Origin of the sequence: Bradyrhizobium centrolobii (assembly GCF_001641635.1) — a bacterium.
Classification (GTDB): domain Bacteria; phylum Pseudomonadota; class Alphaproteobacteria; order Rhizobiales; family Xanthobacteraceae; genus Bradyrhizobium; species Bradyrhizobium centrolobii.
Window position 1 is genome coordinate 1 of the sequence record NZ_LUUB01000129.1, and the last position, 19,386, is coordinate 19,386.

The window sequence follows — 19,386 nt, forward strand, 5'->3', positions numbered from 1 at the left end:
CCGGAGCTGCAAGAGCAGAGGAGATGGTGCGATCGATCGACCCGAGATGCGAGCAAATCCGTGGGACCCATTGGCCGAACGAGGTCGCAGGGTTGATTGGAACTCGCGTCGCGGAAACCATCTTGGCCAGCGGCCCAACACGCCGCACCAACAGGCCGGACATATGGACGCAAGCGATCCGACCAAACCTCACAAAGCTCTTGTGCCACGGGGGCCGTCCACATATGGGTCCCGGCTTTCGCCGGGACGACGGCGGTGCGTGGGGTTACTGCTAGCTACCCCACCCGCTGCTTCTCATACGCCTTCAGATGCGTGTAGGCGATGCGTAGCTTCGGCACCGGCACTTTCGCCGCATCGCCGCGCGCGATGAGGTCGCCGATCACGTGATCTGCCTCGACGGGCAGGCCTGCCTTGATGTCGCGGAACATCGAGGCCGTCATCGGCGAGCCTTCGGTCGTCAGGTTGCCCTTCACGCGCTCGAAGAACGGGCCGCCCGGGGCGTAGCCTGAGGCCGTGGCAATCGCGCTGGTCTCATCCAGCATGCCGAGCAGAAAATCCTTGCCGCCGGGAGCGGCGAGGATATTGCCGACGGAGGTGCGCATCAGGCTGGTGGAAGCGGCGAGCGAAGAGAGGAATACCCACTTCTCCCACATGTCCTGCATGATGTTCTGGCTGGCGGTGGCACCACTGATGCCGCTCTTGAAGGCCTCGTCGATCGCCTTGACGCGATCCGACAGCTTGCCGTCGCGCTCGCCGTAATTGATCGACTGCATCGGCTGGAGCTGCACCACCTCGCGCTTCTCGTTCAGCGTTGCGGCGATGGCGCAGAGCCCGCCGAGCACGCGCTCGGCGCCGAACTTCTGGTCAAGGATGTCGAGATGCTTCATGCCGTTGAGCATCGGGATGATCGCAGTATTCGGGCCGACCGCCGCCGCAAACGATTTGATGGCGTCGTCGAGGTCGAACGCCTTGCAGCTCAAGAGCACCACGTCGAACTTGTCCTTGAGCTTGTCCGCCTCGACCCGCGGCGGGTCCTTCAGCGTCACGTCGCCATTCGGGCTCTTGATGACGAGGCCGGCGCTGGCAAGCTCGCTGGCGCGCCGTGGCCGGACCAGGAAGGTGACGTCGCGGCCGGCTTGCAACAGCCTGCCACCAAAATAGCCGCCGATGGCGCCGGCGCCTACCACGAGGATACGCATGGGATCTTCCTTGTTGTTGCTCTTGTTGCTGCTTGTTCGGCGTCGTCCTGGCGAAAAGCCGGGACCCATTACCCCGACTGCCTATTGTCGAACAGGTTAAGGCCCTAGTCTACCGCAGCAACGACGTTTTGTGGTTATGGGTTCTGGCTCGTTGCGCAATGCGCACTAGGCCAGGATGACGTTGAGGAGATTGCGAGGTTTATCGGCGATGCCGGGGTCACTTTCCCGACACCATTTCCTCGACCTCGCGCAGCTGCTCCTTGCCGAAGAACATCTCGTTGCCGACGAAGAAAGTGGGCGAGCCGAACGCGCCGCGCGCCACGGCCTGCTCGGTGTTCTTGATCAGCTTGGCCTTGACCTCGGGCTCCTGCGCGCGGGCGAGCAGCTTTTGCGCATCGAGGCCGGAGGATGCGAGGGCCTTCATGGCGACCTCGGGATCGTCCATCTTCTTCGGCTCGCGCCACATGTGGTGGAAGGCGGCCTCGACATATGTTTCGAACACGCCCTCGAGCTGGGCCGCGATCGCCGCGCGCATCAGGTTCAGCGTGTTGACGGGGAAGAAGGGGTTCATGACGTAGGGCTGGACCTGGAAGCGCTTGATGAAGCGCTCGGTCTCGACGGCCTGGAATTCGCGCTTGTTCTTGACGCCTGCGAGCGTCTCGGCCGGCGATTTGTTGTTGGTCGCCTTGAAGATGCCGCCGAGCAGGATCGGCACATACTCGAATTTCACGCTGATCCGCTGCTCGATCGCCGGAATCGCCTCATGGCTGAGATAGGCGTTCGGGCTGCCGAAATCGAACAGGAATTGCGGGGCTGTGCGGGTCAAAATCGTCCTCCCTGACGGGTCTTTTCGGCATTGTGGCGCAGGCCGCGCCACAGGTCCACCATTTAATGATGGTCATAATATTGTAGCGATCCGCGTCAGATCAGACGCTCGATCCGGCGCTTCCGCCACACCAGCGTGTAGTAGCTCATCTGCAATATAAGCATGGCGCCGAACGTGATCGGATAGGCGACCCATACGCCGTCGAGGCCAATGTGCCGGCTCAGGATGAACGCGCTGGGAACCTCGATCGCGGCGATCGCGAAGCTGGAGATCAGGAGCGGAAGCCAGACGGTGCCGCTGGCACGCATCGCGCCGGAAAACACGGTCGACATGCCGAACAGAATCGAACTCCACAACACGATGTGCAGCAGGCGCTGCGAAAGCTCAAGCACGTCGGCATCGGCGATGAAGAAGCTCATCAGCGCGCGCGAGAACAAATAGCCGAGCGCGACCAGCCCGCCCGTCAGCAGCACGTTCATCTCCAGCCCGGTCCGGACGATGCGGCCGATCTGAGCCGCCTGGCCGCGGCCGATCGCCTGCGCACTCAGGATTGAGACCGAGATCGCGATCGAAAGCGCCGGAAACTGGGTGTAGCTGAACACCTGGTTGACGGCGCCATACGCCGCCGTGGCATCCGCGCCAAAACCATTGACCAGGCCGAGCAGGACGAGTTCGGCGATCGACATCACGACCATTCCGAGTGCGGCCGGGATGCCCAATCGCAAGATCGTGCCGAGAAGCGCGGCATCAGGGCGCATCGCGCGCAGGGCCGCGGCGTCGATCGCGAGCGGGTGCTTGCGGCGGGCAAGATGGATGTGCAGCCATGTCAGCGTCAGGGCGCTGGAAACCACGGAAGCCCAGGCCGCGCTGGCGACACCGAGTTGCGGCAGCCCGAACCAGCCGTGGATCAGCGTCGGCGTGACCACGAGACCGATTGCGGTCGAGATCGCGAGCGCAACCAGCGGCGTCACCGTATCGCCGACGCCGCGCAGCATCGACGTGACGAGAACGAAGGCGAAAGTCAGAGGCATCGCCACCATCATGACCCGCGCATAGGACGCGGCCTCCTCGACGATGCCGGCGGGCGTCGCGAGCATGATCACGAGCGGACGGCTGAAGAGCGCGCCGGCAATCGCGATCACAAGCGCAAGAAGCATCGCAACCGTGAAGGTGGTTCCCGCCACGGCCCGCACCTTGTCCGGCTTGCCGCCGCCCCAGGCCTGCCCGATCAGCACGGTTGCGCCGGAGCTGAGGCCCATCACGAAGGAGATGAAGAAGAACATGACCGGAAAGAACACGGACGCCGCAGCGAGCGCGTCGACCCCGATCATCTGGCCGAGATAGGCGCTGTTGATGGTGCCGAACATCGATTGCAGGATGTTGCTCAGCATCATCGGTGCGAGGAAGGTGACAAATGTTTTGCGCAAGCCAGGAGCAGCCGACACGGATGGCCTCTTATGCATGACGTGACACGATCGCCGCCACGATTCGTGGCGGCGATGGAAGGTCGTTTGTTGATCGCTCAGGCGCGGTCGCGGTAGGCGAGCTTGACGATGTGGTCGCGGATGTCGGCAGGCCAGTCCGCGATCAGTCCGGTGAAGCGTCGCCGGTCATCCGCGAACAGCGCCCGCGAGGCCTCCTCGAAACGCGCGAAGTTGCCCGCCATCGTCGACATGAAGTGGTAGGCCGCATCGCGCGCCTGCCGCTCGCGGTCCTTGTCACCGCTCGCCCGCCGCGTCTCGTCGACGAGTTTTCGGAGCGCGACCGAGGCGCCGCCCGGTTGCGCGTTGAGCCATTCCCAATGCCGCGGCAGTAGCGTGACCTCGCGCGCGACCACGCCGAGCTTCGGCCGGCCGCGGCCGCGCGGCTCGCTCGGCGGCGTCTCCTCGGCCGGGACAGGCGGCAAGAGCTTCTCCAGCCGCGCCAGCACCTCGCGATCCTCGCCGCGCAGGTCGAAATCGATGGTGCGCCCGGTGCCGTCATCGAAAATGACGATCGGCTCGTCCGGCCCTGGCACCGCACGCTTGACGGCGAGCGCGACGTCTCCGGCCGGGCCTGAGGCCAGCCGGCGCTGGCCCATGAAAGCTGTGAAGGTCCCTTGCATTGGAATCATTGCCAAATTGTTCGATTCTAGCTTTTAATACCCGGGTAAATTGCTTGCGTCAATATACCCGGGTAAAAAATTCTGCCGCGATCGCTCGACATTGTGTTCCCGGGCTGGCACGAACGCGGCCAAGGGATCACGCCAAGCCGGGGACCATGCGATGCTGACCGTTCATCACCTCAACAATTCACGTTCGCAGCGCGTGCTGTGGCTGCTCGAAGAGTTGGGCGTGCCGTATGAGATCGTGCGCTATCAGCGCCAGCCCGACATGCGCGCGCCGAAGGAGCTCCGCGCCATCCATCCGCTCGGCAAGTCGCCCGTTATCACCGACAACGGCAACACCATCGCCGAGTCCGGCGCGATCATCGACTATCTCACCGGGACCTACGGCAACGGCCGGCTGATCCCGCCGCCGAACACGCCGGAGCGGCTGCGCTATACCTATTGGCTGCACTATGCGGAGGGATCCGCGATGCAGCCGCTGCTGCTGAAGCTCTTGTTCACGCTGATGCCGAAGCGCGCGCCCGCCTTGCTGCGCCCCTTGGTGCGCAAGGTCTCGAATCAAGCGCTGACCGTGCTGGTCAATCCGCAGCTCAAGCAGCACATGGACTATTGGGAAGGCGAGCTCGGAAAAAGCGAGTGGTTCGCCGGCAACGAGTTCACCGCAGCCGACATCCAGATGAGCTTTCCGCTGGAAGCTGCGCAAGCGCGCGGTGGGCTGGAGACGGGGCATCCCAAGGCGATGGCGTTCCTCGAACGCATCCACGCGCGTCCTGCGTATCAGCGCGCTTTGGAAAAGGGCGGGCCGTACCAGGTGGGACGGTAAGGCCCCATATTGTCATTCCGGGGCGCCCGAAGGGCGAGCTCTGGTGCGCAATTGCGCACCAGAGAATCCCGAGATTGTGGCGCGAGATTCCGGGTTCACGCTGCGCGTGCCCCGCAATGACGGCTGTTACTAATCGGCGTGCAACACGCGCCCGCGCGTTTCCGGCAGCGCGAACGCCGCGATGAAGAACACCGCATAGGCCACGACTGCGAAGATCGCGATCGCATTGGCAAGCGACGTCGTTGCCGACAGCGCGCCGACCAGGAATGGGAACAGCGCGCCGATGCCGCGGCCGAAATTGTAGCAAAAGCCCTGGCCCGAGCCGCGCAGCCGCGTTGGATAGAGTTCGGTCAGGAACGCGCCGATCCCTGAAAAATAGCCCGAGGCGAAGAAGCCGAGCGGGAAGCCGAGCACCCACAGGATCTCGTTGGTGAGCGGCAGCTGCGTGTAGAGCAGCACCACCGCGATGGCGCCGAGCGAAAAGATCAGGAACAGGTTGCGCCGTCCGATCCGGTCGGCGAGCCAGGCACCGACGAGATAGCCGATGAAGGATCCGATGATCAATGCCGAAAGGTAGCCGGTCGAGCCGACGATCGACAGATGCCGCTCCTTGGTCAGGAACTGCGGCACCCAGAAGGTGATGGCGTAATAGCCGCCCTGGCAGCCCGTCACCATGAGCGAGGCCAGGATCGTGGTCTTGAGGATCCGGCCGGAAAAGATCTCCCACAGCGCAGGGCGATCGCCGCTTGCGGCCTGTTTGGCGCGCGCTGCGGCTGCGATCTCCGGCTCGGTGACGGAGCGGCGGATGTAGAACACCAAGAGCGCCGGCAGCGCGCCGATCACGAACATCCAGCGCCACGCCGTCTCTGCCGGCATCAGCGAGAACAACACCGCCTGCGACAGCACCGCCAGACCCCAGCCGACCGCCCAGCCCGACTGCACCGAGCCGACTGCGCGTCCGCGATATTGCGGCCGGATCGCTTCGCCCATCAGCACCGCGCCTGCCGCCCACTCGCCGCCGAAACCGAGGCCCAGCACGGCGCGCGCGATCAGGAGCTGGTCGAAATTCTGCACGACGGCGCACACCAGCGAGAAGAACGAGAACCAGATGATGGTGATCTGCAGCGTCCTGACCCGGCCGATATGGTCGGACACATAACCACCGAGCCAGCCGCCGATGGCGGATGCCAGCAGCGTCACCGTGCCGGCTAGGCCGGCCGAGCCGGGGTCGACCTTCCACAGTGTGATGATGGTACCGATCACCAGCGGATAGATCATGAAGTCCATGCCGTCGAGCGCCCAGCCCGCGGCGCAGGCCCAGAACGTCCGGCGCTCCGGCGGATTCATGTCGCGGTAGAAGGCGAGAAGGCTGGTGTCCTCGATCTCGGCGCGTTCGATGCGCTCGGTCGGATCGGCTGTGGTCATGTGCGTTTCCTGATAGGCCAGTTCGTTGGCTGGCCGCGTGCGTAGCACGCGCGCCAGCACCCGCAAACTGCCGCGCGGGGACGCCGATGTCATCCGCCAAATAGGTCTAGTCTGCGCTGCACAAAGCGTCGGGATTATTGTCCCGCTGCCTCCGCGCCGCGGGTGCGCGGATCAGGAGCGCCGAGCGGCCCGTTCGGCGTCACCGCGATCGAGTTGGCCGACGTCTGTCCCATCGGTTCGACAACAAGGTGTCCCATCGCCTTCAGCTCGAACAGCACGTCGTCGGAAAAGCCGCGCTCGACGCGCACCTCGTCCGGCAACCATTGATGATGCAGTCGCGGTGCTGCAACGGCAGCAGACACATCCATCTTGTAGTCGAGGACGTTCACGATCACCTGGAGCACCGTCGAGATGATGCGGCTGCCGCCGGGCGAACCCGTCACCAGCACCGGCTTGCCGTCTTTGAGCACGATGGTCGGCGACATCGAGGACAGCGACCGCTTGCCCGGTTCGGGCAAATTGGGCTCAAAGCCGACGAGGCCATAGGCGTTCGAGGCGCCAGGCGCAGCGGTGAAGTCGTCGAGTTCGTTGTTGAGGAGAACGCCGGTGCCGTCGGCGACGAGGCCGACGCCGTAGCTGAAGTTCAGCGTATAGGTGTTGCTGACGGCGTTGCCGCGGCCGTCGACGACGGAGAAATGCGTGGTGTTGCTGCCTTCGCGCGGCGAGGTGGCAGCCGAAACGAGTTTGCTCGACGGCGTGGCCTCATCGGTCGAGATGCCGGCGCGTAGCTTGGCGGCGTAGTCCTTTGCCATGAGCGTCTCGATCGGTGCCTTGACGAAGGCGGGATCGCCGAGATAGCGGGCGCGGTCGGCATAGGCGCGCTTCATGGCTTCGATTAGGAGATGCAGCGATTGTGGCGAGCCTTGCTTCAGCTCTGCGAGCTGAAAGCCTTCGAGCATGTTGAGTGTCTCGATCAGCACAACGCCGCCGGATGACGGCAGCGGCATCGAGACGATGTCGTAGCCGCGATAGGTGCCGCGCAACGGCTGGCGGATGATCGCTTGATAGGATTTGAGATCGGCTGATGTCATGATGCCGCCGGCGTCGGATACAGCTTTGGCCAGCTTGTCCGCGACCGGACCTTCATAGAAGCCGCGCGGGCCTTGCGCCGCGACGATCTTCAGCGTGTCGGCAAGATCGCTCTGGACGAGGCGATCGCCCCCGCGCAGCGGCGCGCCATCGGGCCTTGAAAAGATCCTGGCCGAGGACGGCCAGCGGGCAAGCCGACGGTGCCAGGCCGGCAGCGTGTCGGCGATATCGTCGTCGACGACGAATCCGTCGCGTGCGAGCGCGATGGCGGGCTCGAGCAGCTGCGACAGCGTGAACTGGCCGGAGCCATATTTCTCCAGCGCCAGCGCGAGTCCTGCGACGGTGCCGGGAACGCCGATGCCGAGAGCGGAATCGCGCGACTTCGCGGCATCGGGCTTGCCGTCGGGACCGAGAAAGATTTGCGGCGTAGTCGCTGCCGGCGCGGTCTCGCGATAATCGATCGCGATATCCTCGTTGCGCTCGGCCGAATGGATCAGCATGAAGCCGCCGCCGCCGATATTGCCGGCGCGCGGGTAGGTCACGGCCATGGCAAAGCTGGTCGCGACAGCGGCATCAACGGCATTGCCGCCGCGCCGCAGGACCTCCGCGCCGACCTGTGCGGAGAGTTTCTCCTGCGCCACCACCATGCCGTGTTCGGCGGCGACGGCGTGTACCGTATCGAGCGCAGGCGGCGTGTAGGCGCGCCGCGCGTCCTGCGCCGCCGCCGATGCGAGACCAACCGCCAGAACGGCGATGAATGCAAGGAATGTCCGCCGCGTCGAAAATAGCGACATTATCAAACTTCCGCCGTGCCTTCGGGCCAATCCAAACGGGTCACTGCAATGCTATACGGATTGCGCTAAGAGAGGCAAAACTGTTCGTGATGGGGACTGGATGATGACGACGATCGCCTCGGATGCGCGCATGGCCGGCGTGCAGCGGACCTATCCGCCGCGCGCCGCCGTCGTCAGCTGGATCTTCTTCGATTGGGCCGCGCAGCCCTATTTCACGCTGATCACGACCTTCGTGTTCGCGCCCTATTTCGCCACCAACGTTGCGCCAGATCCCGCCACGGGCCAATCGCTGTGGGGCTTTGCGATGGCGGCAGCTGGCATGGCGATCGCGCTGCTGTCGCCGGTGCTCGGTGCCATCGCGGACGCCTCGGGCCGCAGAAAGCCCTGGATCGCCGGATTCGGCGCGCTCCTGGTGGTCGCATCCTGCGCGCTGTGGATCGGCAAGCCCGGCGATCACGCCATCATTTCGCCGCTGCTCACCGCGGTCGCGCTCGCCAGCGTCGGCGCGGAGTTCGCCACCGTCTTCAACAATGCGATGATGCCCACCCTGGTGCCACCCGAGCGGATCGGCCGGCTCTCCGGCACCGGCTGGGCCACCGGCTATGTCGGCGGCATCGTCAGTCTGATCATCGTGCTCGGCTTCCTCGCGGCCAATCCCGAGACCGGACGCACGCTGCTCGGATTCCAGCCGCTTTTCGGGCTCGATCCTGCCTCGCATCAGGGCGACCGCATCACCGGACCGCTGACCGGGTTGTGGTTCATCGTCTTCGTGACGCCGATGTTCCTGTTCACGCCGGATTATCCGGCCAAGCGCCCGGTGCGCAAGGCGCTGCGCGAGGGCCTGTCCGAGCTGAAGCGGTCGCTCGGCGAACTGCCGAAGCAGAAATCGCTCGCGGCGTTTCTCCTTGCCAATATGATCTATACCGACGGGCTGGTGTCGCTGTTCGCCTTCGGCGGCATCTATGCGGCCGGCACGTTCGGCTGGCACACGATCCAGATCGGCACTTTCGGCATCATCCTGGCGATCGCCGGCACGTTCGGCGCCTGGCTCGGCGGCAAGCTCGACGATTTCCTCGGACCGAAGCGTGTGATCGCCGGCAGCCTGCTGATCCTGTTGCTGTCGGTGGCGGCGATCCTTCTGGTCGACAAGGACAGTGTCCTGTTCGTCAAGGTCGCGCCGCCGGAGCCGGGCGCGGCCCTGTTCTCAAGCGCGGCCGAGCGCGCCTATCTCGTGCTGGGCTGCCTGATCGGCGCTGCGGGCGGGCCATTGCAGGCCGCTTCACGTACGCTGCTCATCCATCTCGCGCCGAAGGATCGCATCGCGCAGTATTTCGGACTGTTCGCGCTGACCGGGAAGGTGACGTCCTTCATCGGCCCGCTCCTGATCGGCGTGCTGACCGCTACGACCGCGAGCCAGAAGGCCGGCATGGCAGTGCTGGTGGCGTTTTTTGTTGCGGGATTGGGGTTGTTGATGCGGGTACGGGATTAGCCGCAGCTCGTAGCCCGGATGGAGCGAAGCGCAATCCGGGTTGCAGCGCGCACTCCACGCGTCGTCCCGGCGAAGGCCGGGACCCATACCGCGTGATCTATCGGTGGTAGGCGGTCTTGGTACCGCAGAACGACCACTTAAACCGCCAGTCTTCGCCAAAACTACGCCCTTGGGGTTATGGGTGCCGGCCCCTAGGCCGGGACGACGACGGTGTGCTTGGCGAGAAAGGTCCCGGATTTCGCTACGCTCCATCCGGGCTACGCTCACTCGTGGAAAGTTAGTGCCTAAAGTGCCGCGTCCCCGTGAACACCATCGCAATGCCGTGCTCGTCCGCGGCCTTGATCACCTCGTCGTCGCGCATGGAGCCGCCGGGCTGCACCACGGCGGTGGCGCCGGCTTCGATGCAGGCGAGCATGCCGTCGGCGAAGGGGAAGAACGCGTCCGAGGCGACGACAGAGCCCTTGGTAAGCGGCTCGGCGAGCTTCAGCTCGCTTGCCGCATCCTGCGCCTTGCGCGCCGCGATCCGCGCTGAATCCACGCGGCTCATCTGGCCGGCGCCGATGCCGACGGTGGCGAGATCCTTGGCGTAGATGATGGTGTTGGACTTGACGTGCTTGGCCACCCGGAACGCGAATTTCAGGTCGCGCATCTCCGCATCCGTCGGCGCGCGCTTGGTCACGACCTTGAATGTCATGTCGTCGACCACTGCATTGTCGCGGCTCTGCACCAGAAGACCGCCTGCGACCGTCTTGGCGGTGAGGCCCGGCGCGCGCGGATCGGGCAGGCTGCCTGCCAGCAGCAGGCGCAGGTTCTTGCGTGCACCGATGATCGCGATCGCTTCCTCGCTCGCACCGGGCGCGATGATCACCTCGGTGAAGATCTTCGTGATCTCGCGCGCGGTATCGGCATCGAGAGCGCGGTTCATCGCGATGATGCCGCCAAAGGCGGAGGTGGAGTCGCAGGCGAGCGCCTTGCGATAGGCGCTGACGAGGTCAGAGCCTTCTGCGACGCCGCAGGGGTTGGCATGCTTGACGATGACGCAGGCCGCGGTGCGCTTGGCGTCGAACTCGCCGATGCATTCATAGGCCGCATCGGTGTCGTTGATGTTGTTGTAGGAGAGCTCCTTGCCCTGCAACTGCCGCGCGGTCGACACGCCCGGCCGCTTGTCGGGCGTCGCATAGAACGCCGCGGTCTGGTGTGGGTTCTCGCCATAGCGCAGCGACTGGATTAGCCTGCCGCCGAAGGCGCGGAAGTCGGGCGCGTCGATCTCGAGCTGCCGGTTGAACCAGTTCGAGATCGCAGCATCATAAGCTGCGGTGCGTGCATAGGCCTTTGCGGCAAGTCGCCGGCGCAGCTTCAGCGTGGTCGCGCCTTTGTTGGCGGCGAGTTCATCGAGCACGGCTTTGTAGTCCTGCGCCTCGACCACGACGGCGACATCGTCATGGTTCTTCGCGGCGGCGCGGATCATCGCGGGACCGCCGATGTCGATGTTCTCGATGCACTCCTCGAAGCCGGCGCCTTTGTCGACGGTCGCCTCGAACGGATAGAGGTTGACGACCAGCAGATCGATCGGCGCGATGCCGTGCGCCTTCATCGCCTCTGCATGTTCCTTGTTGTCGCGGATCGCGAGCAGGCCACCATGCACCTTCGGATGCAGCGTCTTGACGCGGCCGTCCATCATCTCCGGAAAGCCGGTCAGCTCGGAGACGTCTTTCACCTTGAGGCCGGCGCTCGCGATCGCCTTGGCGGTGCCGCCGGTCGAGACGAGCTCGACACCATGCGCGGCAAGCGCCTGGGCGAACTCGATCAGGCCAGTCTTGTCGGAAACGGAAAGCAGAGCGCGGGTGACACGGCGGGGATGGTCAGTCTCAGTCATGAGCAAGATCCTCTGTTCAGGGAGTACCTATGCCCAGGCGCGCGGCAGCTATGTCCCGCGCTTCCCGATGGTGCTCCATCCAAGGTCGCCAGTCGCGCGAGCGCTGCTCGTTAGCAGCTTTCGGCGCGCTTCACAACGACCAGATCGGACTGACCCGCGCGCCTCTACAGCGGGAGTTCCGGCTCCCGCCGGGCGTTGCGGCGGGCATTGGTGACCGCCGGCGAGGCGGTGGAGCGGACGAAGCTCCAGCGGACCGAGGGCGCCTGGCGGGCATCCTGCCGGATCACGATCTGCGCGGTGCGGCGCGGGCCGTCATTGCCGGCCAGGAACACGCTGTCCTCGAGGTCGACCTTGTCGTCGAGCGCCTCGAAGGTCCAGACGTCGCGGTTCGGCAGCACCAGCATGACCCCGCGGGCATCCGACAGCCGGCTCGCTTTCACCGCGGGATGCAGGTGGAAGCGCAAGGCGAAATCGGCGTCGCCGCCCTTGAGGCGTCCGCCCTGCGGCGGCGAGAGTGTGTCCTCGCCGTCGATCCGCGAGCCGTCATCGGCGACCATCAGCACGCGGCGGTGGATCACGCCGAACTTTCTGAGATAGCCGTCATGGGAGGTCGTAAGCAGCGTGCCGTTCTGCACGATCTCGCGATAGCTTTCGACCTCGACGGGGCCGCTCACGACGGGCGCGCCGTGCAGCAGCCGCTTCATCGCCGCCATCTCGACGAAATGGCACGACGAGGTGTCGTGATAGGTCAGCGTCGAATGTGCGGCGGTGCCGCGCGCGAACGGCCGCCAATTGTCGCGGCCGGTGGTCGGCATCCCGCAATTGGTGACGATGCGGCTGATGCCCGAGGATAGTTCGAACGACAAACAGCCGGCATGGGCGTCGTGGCTGACATTGGCCGGCGGCGGCGGGCCGGTGTCGATGATCAGCGTGGTCTGGCCGGCATCTAAGCGCTGGAAGCCGGTATGCGGCATGTTCGCCATCGGCGCGCCATGGGTGTCGTCATAGGCGAGCAGCGTGGCGAGCTGGTCCGAGGGCGTCGCGCTCATGCCGTTGAACAGGGCGAAATTGCCGTCGCCGTGCCGGAAGAAGCGCAGCATCGGCATCATGCGGTCGATCGCATTCAGCAGCGCCGGCGGCGGCGCGATGTTGCGCGCGGCAAAGGTCTGCCGCAGCGGCAACAGGTCGATCAGGAGCTCGATCAACGCACCGGGGTTGCGGGAGATGTGTCCGCCATCCGGCAGGATCTGACGTTGCAATTCGTCGGAGAGCTTTCGCGAGGCAGTGCGGATGTGACGCGCCTGGTTGGCGAGACAGAGTGCCGCGTAGCACAGCGCTATCAGGACCTGGAGCTTCGGCACTCCGTCCGGAATGTCGAGCATGGTGTAGCGGAGAAAGCGGATCTCGCGCGCCAGCCCGCGCAGATAGCGGCGGTAGAATTTGTTGTCGGTGTCGTTGAGCACCAGCGGCGCCTGCGACAAGAGCGAGATAACGCGCCGTGCCAGCACGTCGGCGCGGCGGGCGACGGGGCGGCGCTTGTTGGCCGGATTGGAGATCCAGTCCTCGACCAGCGCGCGCGCATTCGCGCGCGTCAGCGCGGTGTCGGCGGCGCGCAGGTGCCGCAGCCAGCCGAAGCCCAGCAGCGCAACCTCCCAGTCCTCCGACGGCGGTTCGAGGTCGAAGATCGAGCGGCCGTGGCAGTTGACGATTTTGCCGGCGAAGACGAAGCGCCCGGCGTAGATCTCGGCAGCGCGGGTCGCATCCGCCGTGCGCAGATCGTGGGGCGCGATGATCAGCCGGTCGGTGCGGCCCGGCCAGACTCGCGACAAGGCCACGGAGCCGCCGCTCGCGCGCGCGAGTATGTTCCGCGCAAAGCGGTTCATGACCAGCGTCGAGATACGTCTGCGTTGAGCGACCGACACGCCTTGCCTTGAAGGGGGAGAGGGATTCCGACGAATCCTTATTAATCCCAAAATCGCCCGGCTGACACCACCCTGAATGGGTACGAATCAGCGTTGCGGTAGCAAAATCCGGTGCAAAATCAGGATTTAACGAGCCGGGCTGCGAAGAAACCGTCGAGCCCTCCGAGCCTTGGATCAGGGTTCGGCAGGTGGCTCGGCAGGGTGCGCAGGTCACCCTCGGGCGTGATGATCTCGCTGAGGCCGGCGACCTCCGCTGCTGCGATCGGCACGCGCCGAAGCGCCGGCTCCGCGCTCAGCAGTGTCGCGATGGCCTGCTCGCCCTCTTCGGGTTCCAGCGAACACGTGCAGTAGACCAGTATTCCGCCCGGCCTCAGCAGCGCGACGGATTTGCGCAGCAGTCGCTGCTGGAGCGCGGTCAGCGCCGCGATGTCCGTCTCCTGCCGCAGCCACGCCACATCGGGGTGGCGGCGGATCGTGCCGGTCGAGGTGCAGGGCGCATCGATCAAGATGCCGTCGAAGCCATCCGCGGGGCCGGCCCATTCCACGGCGTCGGCGACGACAGTCTCGGCCTGGAGCGACAGCCGTCCCAGATTCTCGCGCAAGCGCGCCACCCGGGCGGGCGAGCGGTCGATCGCCGTGACATGCGCGCCGGCCCGTGCCAGTTGCGCGGTCTTGCCGCCGGGGGCGGCGCAGAGATCGGCGATGGATTTGCCGGCGATATCGCCGAACAGCCGGGCCGGCAGCGCGGCGGCCGCATCCTGCACCCACCATTGTCCCTCGGCGAAGCCGGGCAGCATGGTCACCGAACCATGCAGCAGCGTGCGCACCGTTCCGGTCGGGAGCACCTCGCCATGCAGGCGGCTCGCCCACTGCGCAGCTTCCGACTTCACGGTGAGATCGAGCGAGGGCTCGTGACCGAGCGCGAGCGCCATGTCACGCGCGGTGGCCTCGCCATAGTGTGCATTCCAGCGTGCGAGCAGCCAGGGCGGCAGGTCCAGCGATTGCGTCGCGACTTCGTCCACCAGCGCCTTGCCCTCGCGCGCACAGCGGCGCAGCACAGCGTTGACGAGGCCGGCATAGCGCGCCGCGCGCCGGTCGGATTGGACCAGCCGCACCGAGAGATCGACCGCGGCGTGATCGGGCACATCCATCCAGAGAATTTGAGCGGCGCCGATCAGCAGTGCGCTCTGCGCGCGCGGCGCATCGGACGGAATGCCTTTGTCGAGCAGGCGCGACAGCACATGGCCGAGCGTGCCGAGCCGGCGCAGGATCGTCGCGACCAGGCGCCGCATCAGCGCGCGATCGCGATCGGCGAGCGTCTTCAGTCCGGGATGGGCGCCGGCGCCGTCGAGCTGATCATCGAGCGTGCGGTGCTTGTGCAGTACTCCGTCGACGATGTCGGCGGCGATCCGCCGTGCCGCAAGACCAGGCACTTCGGGCGGAGGAGCGAAACGTTGAGATGGCATGCGGAGGTAAGGTTCTGAACGAGCGGCAGTTCCGCCGGTATGGGCGCATGCCTTGATTGGCGTATCTGTGGCACGCGAATATGCCAAATGTAAGAATCGACTCTGGTGTTTTCAGTCCGTCACAACCATTTCAGCAATGCGTAATTGGACGTCGCGCACGTCCCGATCCTGCGCTAGGAACCCAGACGATGAGTGACCAGCCGCCCGTCTCTGATCAAAAGCCGTTGCCGCCGGCCGCCCAGCGCGCACTCGCCGAGGCAGAAGAGCGCCGTCGGGCCGCGGCGGCTCATGCGAAGGCGGCGCCAAAGGAATTGCAGGGACCAAAGGGACCCGAGCCCACGCGCTATGGCGACTGGGAGCGCAAGGGCATCGCCTCGGATTTTTGAGGCTCTCTTGCAGGGCCAGCCGACTCAGCCATAGCGTGCGCAGATGTCACGCTTCGACCCAGGCAACTCATATCGCCCCTCATACAGCGGTTCGCCATTCGGCCGTCGGTTCGCCGGTCTGTTGCCGTGGTTGTTCGTGGTCGCTGTCGTGACGGCGGTGGTGCTCACCTTTCGGCACGGGACAAAGTGGCCCGTGCCGCATGCAGCCGATGACCGGGCACACGACGCCGAGATCATCCTGCAACAGGCGGGCAATCCCGACATTCGCCAGTCGGTCGACGTGATCCGCACCATCGACGGCGACACCTTCATCGCGCGCGTGCATCAGCGCGACGGACGCAATCTCGTCGCGCGGGTTCGCCTGCGCGGCATCGATGCGCCTGAACTGAAAGCATCCTGTCAGGAAGAGCTGGACAAGGCTGAAGCTGCCGCTGACGCGCTGCGCGATCTGCTCGGCCAGGGCGGCGTGACGATCTACAATCTCGGCCCCGACAAATACGGGCGCATCCTCGCCGACGTTGCGACGAGACGCACCGCCAACGTCTCGGCCGCGCTGCTCACGGGGGGCTACGCACGCAGCTACAATGGCGGCCATCGCGACGGCTGGTGCGCGCGAGGGTGGCGATTCTGGCAATGAAAAAGCCGCGTCGGAACGCGGCTTTTGTTGTCCTGCTCTCGAGCGTCCGCAGTCAGCGCGTCACGACCACCGTCGTGCCGACCGAGACGCGGCTGTAGAGATCAGTGATGTCGTCATTGAGCATGCGGATGCAGCCATAGGAGACGAAACCGCCGACCGAGCCCGGCACGTTGGTACCGTGGATCGCATATTCGCCGCCGGACAGCGTCATCGCCGCGACGCCCATCGGATTGCGCGGCGAGCCGCCTGGAATCACGTCGGGAAGCTGCGGCTTGTCGCGCTTCACCTCGGGGGGCGGCGACCAGGCCGGATTGCGGTACTTGCCCTCGATGCGCGTGGTGCCAGCCCACTGCTTGCCGGATTTGCCCACGCCCACGGGGTAGCGCATCGCGTGACCGTCATCGAGGATGAGATAGAGCCGCCGCTCGCCCGTCCGGACCACGATGGTGCCCGGCGAATATTCGGCCGCATGCAGTCCCACCACCTCCGGCCGCGCTTGCGCCGCCGTCGACATCAAGACCCCTGCCCCGAAGGTGGCAGCCAGCGCCACCGCAATCCTCATCGACATCAATGCTTCCCCTTGGCCCGAGCGGGTCGTCTAAAATTTACGCAATACCGGCAATCGCTGCCTCGCCCGCATACTCTTAACTGCGCCTGTTAACCGGATGGTTTCCACGCGCGGCCGCCGAAGGCCAGTCAGCGGGGCGAACAAAGGAAATGTTCGAAATAAAGTAAATGACTTGAAAACAACACTTGGTGGGAAAGACGCGGGCGTGCCGCTACGCGCTCTGACAAGTGCGTGAGGGATGTGGACCGCTGCCATTTCGGGGGCAGCTCGAAATGCAGTTGGTCTCTGGTGTCCCGGACGCGGCGCAGAGCCGGGACCCACCTTGCAACGGTTGATGATGCTGGAATGGGCCCCGGCGCTGCAGCGCACCGCTACCGGACAATGCTTCGCATCGCCAGAGAAGCGCCGCGCTGCGTCCGGGGCACGAGACCGCGTCTTACGCCGACTTCCGGTTCTGCCGGTTCTTGACGAGGTCGTCGACGACGGCGGGATCGGCCAGGGTCGAGGTGTCCCCCAGGCTGCCCGGCTCGTCCTCGGCGATCTTGCGCAGGATGCGGCGCATGATCTTGCCGGAGCGGGTTTTTGGCAGGCTAGGGGCGAACTGGATCTGGTCGGGCGAGGCGATCGGCCCGATCTCCCTGCGCACCCAGGTGACGAGTTCTTTCCGCAGATCCTCGGTCGGCTCGACGCCGGCCATCAGGGTGACATAGGCGTAGATGCCCTGGCCCTTGATGTCGTGTGGGAAGCCGACCACGGCGGCCTCCGAGACCTTCTCATGCGCCACCAGCGCGCTCTCGACCTCGGCGGTGCCCATGCGATGGCCGGAGACGTTGATGACGTCGTCGACGCGGCCGGTGATCCAGTAATAGCCGTCGGCATCGCGCCGGCAGCCGTCGCCGGTAAAATACTTGCCCTTGTAGGTCGAGAAATAGGTCTGCTCGAAACGGGCGTGATCGCCATAGACCGTGCGCATCATGCCCGGCCATGAACGGGTGAGGCAGAGGTTGCCGGTGGTCTCGCCTTCCAGCACCTTGCCGTCGGCGTCGACGATCTCGGGCACCACGCCGAAGAACGGCAGCGTCGCCGAGCCGGGCTTCAGCTTGGTCGCGCCCGGCAGCGGCGTGATCAAAATGCCGCCGGTCTCGGTCTGCCACCAGGTGTCGACGATCGGGCAGCGGTCGTCGCCGACGACGCGGTGATACCACTCCCAGGCTTCCGGATTGATGGGTTCGCCGACCGAGCCGAGCAGGCGAAGCGAGGCGCGCGAGGTCTTCTTCACGGGCTCGTCGCCGCCTTGCATCAAGGCGCGGATCGCGGTCGGCGCAGTGTAGAAGGTGTTGACCTTGTGCTTGTCGATGACGTTCCAGAACCTGGAATTGTCTGGATAGTTCGGCACGCCTTCGAACATCAACGTGGTCGCGCCGTTCGCCAGCGGCCCGTACAGAATGTAGCTGTGGCCGGTGACCCAGCCGACGTCGGCGGTGCACCAGTAGACGTCGCCATCGTGATAGTCGAAGACGTATTGATGCGTCATAGCGGCGTAGACGAGATAGCCGGCACTCGTGTGCAGCACGCCCTTGGGCTGGCCGGTCGAGCCTGACGTATAGAGGATGAACAGCGGGTCCTCGGCGTGCATGTGCTCGGCCGGGCACTCCGTCGTCACCATCTTGGCGGCGTCGTGATACCAGAGATCGCGCGACGGGTTCATGTCGACCTTGCCGCCGGTGTGCTTGACGACAACGACCCAGTCGACGCCGTCGGCCTTGGCGAGCGCGGCGTCGACATTGGCCTTGAGCGGCACCTTCTTGCCGCCGCGCAGGCCTTCGTCCGCGGTGATGATGACCTTGGATTGGCAGTCGTTGATGCGCTGGGCGAGGCTATCCGGCGAGAAGCCCGCGAACACCACGGAGTGGATGGCGCCGATCCGCGCGCAGGCCAGCATCGCGTAGGCCGCTTCCGGAATCATCGGCAGGTAGATCGTGACTCGGTCACCCTTCTTGACATTGCGGGTGCGCAGGATGTTGGCCATCCGGCAGACCTCGTCGTGCAGCTCCTTGTAGGTGATATGCCGGGATTGCGAGGGATCGTCGCCCTCCCAGATGATGGCGGTCTGGTTCGCGCGCTTGGCGAGATGGCGGTCGATGCAGTTCCAGGCGACGTTGAGGACGCCGTCCTCGAACCATTTGATGGAGATGTTGCCGGGCTCGAACGAGACGTTCTCGATTTTGGTCGGCGCCTTCATCCAGTCGATGCGCTTGGCCTGTTCGGCCCAGAAAGCGTTCGGGTCCGAGATCGAGCGGGCGTACATCTCCTTGTACTTGGCCTGATCGATCCAGGCGCGCTTCGCCCACTCCGCAGGTACGTCGTAGATCTTCTCGGACATGCTTTCCTCCACCATGCGGCTCGCCGAACACAAGCGACTGGCAAGCCGACTTGATCGTTGCACCGATTATGCGTCGGGCTAACCGCGCCCGACAAGGAGCACAAGCTGGACCTTCGGCGAGCGGAGGGCCATGCGGCGGATCAAGAGGGTCGGCCTGACTGTCGCAGGACCGAAACAGGTCGCCGCCAGTCCTTCGGCCTCTTTACCCAAATCACCAGAACCGGCCCGCGCAGGGGGCCTATGCGCCGTTGGAGGTATTTAGCAACCGCTCCTCGCTGATTCGGGACTCGCAATGCGGTTCGGAACACCCTAAATGGCCTCCCCGGGTCCAACGAGGCCCGTCGGAACAAAGATCAGAACAGCAGCATTGATCGACAACAGGCAGGGTTAAGGCGT

Annotated in this window: 15 protein-coding genes and 1 riboswitch; of the genes, 4 read left to right on the forward strand and 11 right to left on the reverse strand. The window is 65.1% G+C overall.

The annotated features are described in order from the left end of the window. Positions 1–275: 275 nt before the first annotated feature. The 4 genes from panE to AYJ54_RS45505 all read right to left on the reverse strand — a co-directional run bounded on the left by panE (position 276) and on the right by AYJ54_RS45505 (position 4,129). Positions 276–1,199, reverse strand: a complete 924-nt coding sequence (panE, locus tag AYJ54_RS45490; RefSeq protein WP_063709142.1) for a 2-dehydropantoate 2-reductase — start codon at positions 1,197–1,199, stop codon at positions 276–278. Between the two features lie 217 nt (positions 1,200–1,416). Next, positions 1,417–2,025, reverse strand: coding sequence for a 2-hydroxychromene-2-carboxylate isomerase (locus AYJ54_RS45495; protein ID WP_063709004.1), 609 nt, complete (start codon positions 2,023–2,025; stop codon positions 1,417–1,419). Positions 2,026–2,120: 95 nt separating this feature from the next. Further along, positions 2,121–3,470, reverse strand: a complete 1,350-nt coding sequence (locus AYJ54_RS45500; protein WP_430641474.1) for an MATE family efflux transporter — start codon at positions 3,468–3,470, stop codon at positions 2,121–2,123. A 77-nt stretch (positions 3,471–3,547) separates the two neighbouring features. Beyond that, entirely contained in the window at positions 3,548–4,129 is a 582-nt protein-coding gene (locus tag AYJ54_RS45505; RefSeq protein ID WP_063709007.1) for a DUF2239 family protein, read from the reverse strand. 160 nt (positions 4,130–4,289) lie between these two features. Between AYJ54_RS45505 and AYJ54_RS45510 the strand changes: the two genes are divergently transcribed. Next, entirely contained in the window at positions 4,290–4,955 is a 666-nt protein-coding gene (locus AYJ54_RS45510; RefSeq protein WP_063709009.1) for a glutathione S-transferase family protein, read from the forward strand. Positions 4,956–5,084: 129 nt separating this feature from the next. Here the strand turns inward: AYJ54_RS45510 and AYJ54_RS45515 are convergent, their stop codons facing one another. Together AYJ54_RS45515 and ggt are read right to left on the reverse strand one after the other, a co-directional pair. Then, positions 5,085–6,380 (reverse strand): MFS transporter, encoded by a 1,296-nt coding sequence (locus AYJ54_RS45515; RefSeq protein ID WP_063709144.1) that lies wholly within the window; start codon positions 6,378–6,380, stop codon positions 5,085–5,087. Between the two features lie 134 nt (positions 6,381–6,514). Beyond that, positions 6,515–8,263 carry a gamma-glutamyltransferase gene (gene ggt, locus AYJ54_RS45520; protein ID WP_063709010.1) on the reverse strand — a complete coding sequence of 583 codons (1,749 nt, stop codon included), beginning with the start codon at positions 8,261–8,263 and terminating at the stop codon, positions 6,515–6,517. A gap of 103 nt (positions 8,264–8,366) precedes the next feature. On the opposite strand from ggt, the gene AYJ54_RS45525 reads away from it, so the two are divergent. Further along, positions 8,367–9,752: an MFS transporter gene (locus tag AYJ54_RS45525; protein WP_063709146.1), complete on the forward strand. Its 1,386-nt coding sequence runs from the start codon at positions 8,367–8,369 to the stop codon at positions 9,750–9,752. Between the two features lie 277 nt (positions 9,753–10,029). Here AYJ54_RS45525 and purH read toward each other — a convergent pair whose 3' ends face one another. The 3 genes from purH to AYJ54_RS45540 all read right to left on the reverse strand — a co-directional run bounded on the left by purH (position 10,030) and on the right by AYJ54_RS45540 (position 15,016). Continuing rightward, positions 10,030–11,628 carry a bifunctional phosphoribosylaminoimidazolecarboxamide formyltransferase/IMP cyclohydrolase gene (purH, locus tag AYJ54_RS45530; RefSeq protein ID WP_063709012.1) on the reverse strand — a complete coding sequence of 533 codons (1,599 nt, stop codon included), beginning with the start codon at positions 11,626–11,628 and terminating at the stop codon, positions 10,030–10,032. A gap of 24 nt (positions 11,629–11,652) precedes the next feature. Then, a riboswitch (ZMP/ZTP riboswitch) is annotated at positions 11,653–11,734 on the reverse strand. Between the two features lie 58 nt (positions 11,735–11,792). Continuing rightward, positions 11,793–13,511, reverse strand: coding sequence for a heparinase II/III family protein (locus AYJ54_RS45535; RefSeq protein ID WP_063709014.1), 1,719 nt, complete (start codon positions 13,509–13,511; stop codon positions 11,793–11,795). A gap of 158 nt (positions 13,512–13,669) precedes the next feature. Next, positions 13,670–15,016, reverse strand: coding sequence for an RsmB/NOP family class I SAM-dependent RNA methyltransferase (locus AYJ54_RS45540; protein ID WP_063709015.1), 1,347 nt, complete (start codon positions 15,014–15,016; stop codon positions 13,670–13,672). Positions 15,017–15,204: 188 nt separating this feature from the next. Between AYJ54_RS45540 and AYJ54_RS45545 the strand changes: the two genes are divergently transcribed. After that, entirely contained in the window at positions 15,205–15,402 is a 198-nt protein-coding gene (locus AYJ54_RS45545) for a DUF1674 domain-containing protein (protein ID WP_063709017.1), read from the forward strand. Positions 15,403–15,445: 43 nt separating this feature from the next. Further along, positions 15,446–16,039, forward strand: coding sequence for a thermonuclease family protein (locus AYJ54_RS45550; protein ID WP_063709019.1), 594 nt, complete (start codon positions 15,446–15,448; stop codon positions 16,037–16,039). Between the two features lie 52 nt (positions 16,040–16,091). On the opposite strand, the gene AYJ54_RS45555 is transcribed toward AYJ54_RS45550, so the two are convergent. After that, positions 16,092–16,607 carry a L,D-transpeptidase gene (locus tag AYJ54_RS45555; protein WP_063709021.1) on the reverse strand — a complete coding sequence of 172 codons (516 nt, stop codon included), beginning with the start codon at positions 16,605–16,607 and terminating at the stop codon, positions 16,092–16,094. A gap of 436 nt (positions 16,608–17,043) precedes the next feature. Next, the gene (acs, locus tag AYJ54_RS45560) at positions 17,044–18,990 is read right to left on the reverse strand and encodes an acetate--CoA ligase (RefSeq protein WP_063709148.1); all 1,947 of its coding nucleotides are present in this window, start codon (positions 18,988–18,990) and stop codon (positions 17,044–17,046) included. Between the last annotated feature and the right edge of the window lie 396 nt (positions 18,991–19,386).